Source organism: Gemmatimonadota bacterium, assembly GCA_026702745.1.
GTDB lineage: Bacteria > JAAXHH01 > JAAXHH01 > JAAXHH01 > JAAXHH01 > JAAXHH01.
Genome location: JAPPBT010000075.1, coordinates 1 through 4,688 on the forward strand (window position 1 = coordinate 1; position 4,688 = coordinate 4,688).

Consider the following 4,688-nt stretch of genomic DNA (forward strand, 5'->3'; position numbering starts at 1 on the left):
GCCACGTTCTGGACCCATGCTTTTAGGTCGCGGTCGTACCTCGATATCCATATCGCCTTCGGAACCCCGGATGGACGGTCGTGGACCACCCCGCGGGGTACCGGCCTGCCCGGCCAGCACTGCCAGCCACTGTCCCTTGGCGGAGTCCGGCTGCTGGTTGCCTATCCGCGCCGTCGAGATCCTCCGGGCATCGTGCTGTCCGTCAGCGAGGATTTCGGGGCGCACTGGGAACGCGAGCGGGATCTCCTGGTCTACGACAGCACCGCTGGCACCGAATCCGGCGCCGGCGGCGGGCGATCCCAGTCGGAACTGTGGGGCGACATGGAACGCTGGCGTTTCGGGCATCCCCGGATGGTCCGGTTGCCAGGCAACGAGGTATTCGTCGTCTACTACGCCGGCGATGATGCCCTCAAGACTGCTCGGTGGGCGCGTGTGCGTGTATAGCAGCCGATGATTCCATCAAGACGGCACATTCGATGCGGGTGTGCGACGATCGGTTTCAACCCCGCACATCCCGCCACGGCCGGGCCATGATCTGTTCGAATCCCTCCGGATCGATGTCCACACCGAGTCCCGGTCCCTGGGGCACCGCCACGCATCCGTCCTCGTCCAGCACGAAAGGCTCGGCGAAGTAGCCCTTGCCGATGTACGTCCTGCCCCCCTCGCGCCAGCAGTTCACCTCGTTGTGTTCCTGGACGAGGAAATTCGGCGCGCAGGCGTCGATCTGGATGGACGCGGCCAGCGCCAGGGGACTCAACGGGCAGTGCAGGGCGAGTTTCGCGTAGGCGCTTTCACCCATCACCGCGATCTTGTGGCACTCGGTGATGCCGCCGGCGTGGCACAGGTCCGGCTGCATCACGGACAGGGCGTTCTTGCGCAGGGCATCGTAGAAGATCCATTTGCCCATCCACCTTTCCCCGGCAGCGATGGGAATTTCGCTGTTGCTTGCGATGTCCGCGAGCACGTCCACCCGTTCCACAGGCATGGGTTCCTCGATGAACAGCGGACGATGGGGCGTAAGAGCGGAAATCATCTGCCTGGCCATCACGGGGTGGGGATTGTGGATGTCCACGGCCACCTCGACCTCCGGGCCGGCACCTTTCCGCACGGCGGCGAAAGCTTCTGCGATCCGATCGACCTCGGCGGTAGGTTCCAGCCCGGTACCCATGCCCACGTGCAGCTTCATGCACCGGAAACCCCATTCTTCGATGATGACCCGGGCCGCTTCCTCGTGGCCCTCCGGGAAATCCCAATCCGGTTCCCGGGAAGGATCCCAACCGGCGTCGTAGGGTAGTCCGGGTTCAACGCACCAGGGCAATTGGCCGCCGACCGCGCGGTACATGCGTATCCGGTCGCGGCAGGCCCCGCCAAGCATGCCGTGGACCGGCAGTCCCGCGGCCTTCCCCGCGAGATCCCAGAGCGCCATGTCGATCCCGCTGATCGCGCTCATCTTCACCGGTCCGCCCACGTAGCCGGAACCGCCTTCGTACATCTTATGCCAGAGCGATTCGACGCGACACGGATCCTCGCCGACAAGCAGCGGCTCGAGTCGCCGCACCTCGGCGATGACGCTTTCGGGGTGGTTTTCCAGGTAGGGTTCTCCCCAGCCGAAGAGCTCCGTGTCCGTGTGGACCTTGAGCCACACCCAGCTCGGCGGAACGCGCAGGATTTCAAAATGGGTGATTCGCATGTTCGGTTAGTCTCCCTGTGGTCGGGTCGTTTGTCTACCGGCCGTAGACTGTCTGGATCGTGGCGCGGATGTAGCCGTTCGCATAGGCCTTGCCGGCCGGGCCGGCCATGGACTGTGGGAAACCCGGGGTATGGTCCATGCCGAAGGGTCCGAAGTACCCGTTATCGCGGTAGGTTTCCATGGCACGGCGCATGTCCACCTCGCCTTCGTCGATGAAGACCTCGGCGAACCGCGGCAACTGCCCCCGGACGTTTCGGAAATGGACCAGGGCGATCTTGTTCCGGGAGGACATCTCGGCAATGATATCGTAAACCCGCTGAGGACCGGCCAGTTCGGTCATGCAGCCCTGGCAGAAGAGCATCCGGTGATTATCGCTGGGTACCGCATCGAAAATGCGTCCGAAATGCTCCAGCGTGGAACAGATCTGTGCGACGCCGCCCAGCGGTTCGGGAATCGGCGGGTCGTCCGGATGAAGCGCCAGGTTGACGCCGACTTTCTCGGCGGCCGGGACCGCGGCGCCCATGAAGTAGACCATGTTGTCCCACATCACGGTCTCGGAGACGGGTGGATCGTGTGGCGGAGGACGGTTCCTGTCGAATTCGGCATAGTCGAAGGTGCTGTATACCGCGCCGCCGCGGCCGATGTCCGAAGTGGTCCGGAAATTGCCCATCGGCTTGAAATTCCAGGCCAGGGTCGGTATCCCCGCCTTCCCCAGACTTTCTATGAGCCGCAGGAAGGCGCCCAGTTCCACGTCCCGATCCTCCGTGGCCAGGGTGATCCCTTCCAGCACCGGCATGAAGACGGTCTGCAGCTTCAATCCGTGAGACTCGGTCTTCTCCCGGGCCCGTTCGAAAAGTTCCGTGCTGTCCTTGCCGGCCCTCACGTGCCGTTCAGCGTCGGATTCTCCTCCCGTCCTGAGGTCCAGCTGAATCATGTCCACGCTTATCGCACGGTAGAAGCTGAGCGTTTCATCATCGAAATCGGTCCAGTTTACGACATCGTGCAGATACATCGGGCTCCTCCAATATGGGCGCGGCGGACAGGGTGCCCGGTCCATTCAGTCTGAACTCGGGGAAGGCGTTATGATGTCAAGATAGACCGGCCGGAAGTCTCGGCAACCGCGAAATGGGCCGATGAATGACCATATCCGCAAATTGAGCTATCGAAAAGGGACATCGCACATTATAATCGGGGTTGCCCAGACTTGCCCGGACCGTGCAAGGCGTGCCCGGACCGTGCAGGACGGTTCAGACGGGACAGGCAGATCCGAAGACTAATTGTATACTCCAATGAATACTCTCTAATGAATGGCAGGCCATCACGACAGGAGAAGCACATGGCGGAACGCAACCTGAAACAACGCATCGGCGCGGGCGAGCAGATCATCGGCGCCAATGTCGGCATGACCCATACCCGGGACCAGTTGAAAAAGGTCGTCGAATCGGGGCAGTTTGATTTTCTCTGGGTGGATGGACAGCACAGCGCCTTCAGCGAGGACCGGCTGGTGGAATTCTGCGACCGGGCCGATACACTGGACGCCGACGTCATGTTCCGCATCAAGCACACCTATCACAGTTACCTGGTCGGCAACCTGCTCGATCTCGGCCCGGCGGGGATCGAGGTGCCCCAGGTCGAAACGGAAGCGACGGTCGATGAAGCGGTCGACTTCTTCTACTATCCTCAGCGGGGCGTGCGAAGCTGGGGTGGCGGAGCGCGGCGCAAAGTGGACGAAGTCGGGGACGACCGGCTGCAGTACGCCGCATGGTGGAACAACTACGGCGTGCTGATGATACAGCTCGAATCGATCCCGGCCGTGACCGGTGCGCGGAGACTGGCCAAAGCAGGCGTGGACTGCCTGTCCTTCGGACCAAACGACCTCATGTACAGTATCGAGGCGCACCCGCAACACCCCTTCCGGGACGTGGACGACTGCGTCCGGTACGTGATCGACCAGCTCGGAAATTCGGATACGCAGGTGTGCTTTCGGAACCACGCGCCGGAAGACCGGGGGAAATACGTGGATATGGGCGTTACTGTGTTCCTGGAAAGCCCGGTCCTGTAGGGAAGACGCCGGCGCTGTAGTGCAGTTCTTCAGACGCTAAGACCCTGGCGACGGCATCTCTACTCGAAATCCAGCGACTGGGCCTCGTACATCCTTGCGAACAGGCCACCCTGTTGAACCAGTTCCTTCGGCGTGCCCGATTCGGCCAGCCGGCCTTCGCTGATGACCAGGATGCGGTCCGCGTGCCGGATCGTCGACAGGCGGTGGGCGATGACCAGGACGGTTCGACCGGCCCTCGCCTGTTCGACTGCTATACGGATCTCCTCTTCCGCCAGGGCGTCCAGGGCCGAAGTGGCCTCGTCCAGCACCAGTATCCCGGCCGAAGTTCGCATGAGGACCCGGGCCATGGCGATGCGTTGCTTCTCTCCACCGGAAAGTGCGACTCCGCCCTCACCGGTCGTGGTCGCGTATCCCTCCGGCTGTTTCTCAACGAACGCGTGCAGCGCAGAAGAACGTGCGGACTGCTCCACCGCCTCCATATCGTATTTCTCATTGGGGTAGGCGATGTTGTCCGCCAGAGAAGCATTCCAGATGAAGACATCCTGAGGTACGACGGCGATTTGCGACCGGAGCGATATATGGGTCATTTCGCGTATGTCCGTTCCCCCGATTGAAATGCTTCCCCTTTCGGGTTCCTGAATTCGAGTCAGCAGGTCGATGATCGTGGTCTTTCCACCGCCGCTCGGTCCCACGATGCCGACGAACTCTCCGCCATTGACCGTAAATGACAGATCCTTTACCTCGTATCCCCGATCATAACTGAACCATATGTTGGAAAACGCGATAGCCGGAGGTTCTAGGTCGATCCGTTCGGGCGTGCGTCCACAGCCGAATCCGGCCTCCGGGGGAAGTGCGAACAAACCGTCGAGACTCTTCACGGAGACGTCGATGAGCTTCGTACCGGTATAGGTCATGAGCACAGACCGCAACGCGGCT

General features: G+C 61.8%; 5 protein-coding genes. 2 read left to right on the plus strand and 3 right to left on the minus strand.

All coding sequences use genetic code 11. The features are described from left to right. Positions 1-444: hypothetical protein (locus OXH56_12855; GenBank protein ID MCY3556197.1), on the plus strand; the 444-nt coding region annotated here is incomplete at its 5' end. Between the two features lie 55 nt (positions 445-499). Here OXH56_12855 and OXH56_12860 read toward each other — a convergent pair. Continuing rightward, positions 500-1,690: a galactonate dehydratase gene (locus tag OXH56_12860; protein MCY3556198.1), complete on the minus strand. Its 1,191-nt coding sequence runs from the start codon at positions 1,688-1,690 to the stop codon at positions 500-502. A 34-nt stretch (positions 1,691-1,724) separates the two neighbouring features. Continuing rightward, positions 1,725-2,702 carry a mannonate dehydratase gene (locus tag OXH56_12865; GenBank protein MCY3556199.1) on the minus strand — a complete coding sequence of 326 codons (978 nt, stop codon included), beginning with the start codon at positions 2,700-2,702 and terminating at the stop codon, positions 1,725-1,727. 324 nt (positions 2,703-3,026) lie between these two features. Between OXH56_12865 and OXH56_12870 the strand changes: the two genes are divergently transcribed. Continuing rightward, complete coding sequence (locus OXH56_12870) at positions 3,027-3,752, plus strand: aldolase/citrate lyase family protein (protein ID MCY3556200.1); 726 nt, start codon at positions 3,027-3,029, stop codon at positions 3,750-3,752. Between the two features lie 59 nt (positions 3,753-3,811). Here the strand turns inward: OXH56_12870 and OXH56_12875 are convergent. After that, a partial coding sequence (locus tag OXH56_12875) for an ATP-binding cassette domain-containing protein (GenBank protein MCY3556201.1) occupies positions 3,812-4,688 on the minus strand: 877 nt, incomplete at its 5' end.

Bases quoted from the DNA above. Each gene is read 5' to 3' on its own strand.
- OXH56_12860 (MCY3556198.1), bottom strand. From the start codon at position 1,690: ATGCGAATCACCCATTTTGAAATCCTGCGCGTTCCGCCGAGCTGGGTG.
- OXH56_12865 (MCY3556199.1), bottom strand. From the start codon at position 2,702: ATGTATCTGCACGATGTCGTAAACTGGACCGATTTCGATGATGAAACG.
- OXH56_12870 (MCY3556200.1), top strand. From the start codon at position 3,027: ATGGCGGAACGCAACCTGAAACAACGCATCGGCGCGGGCGAGCAGATC.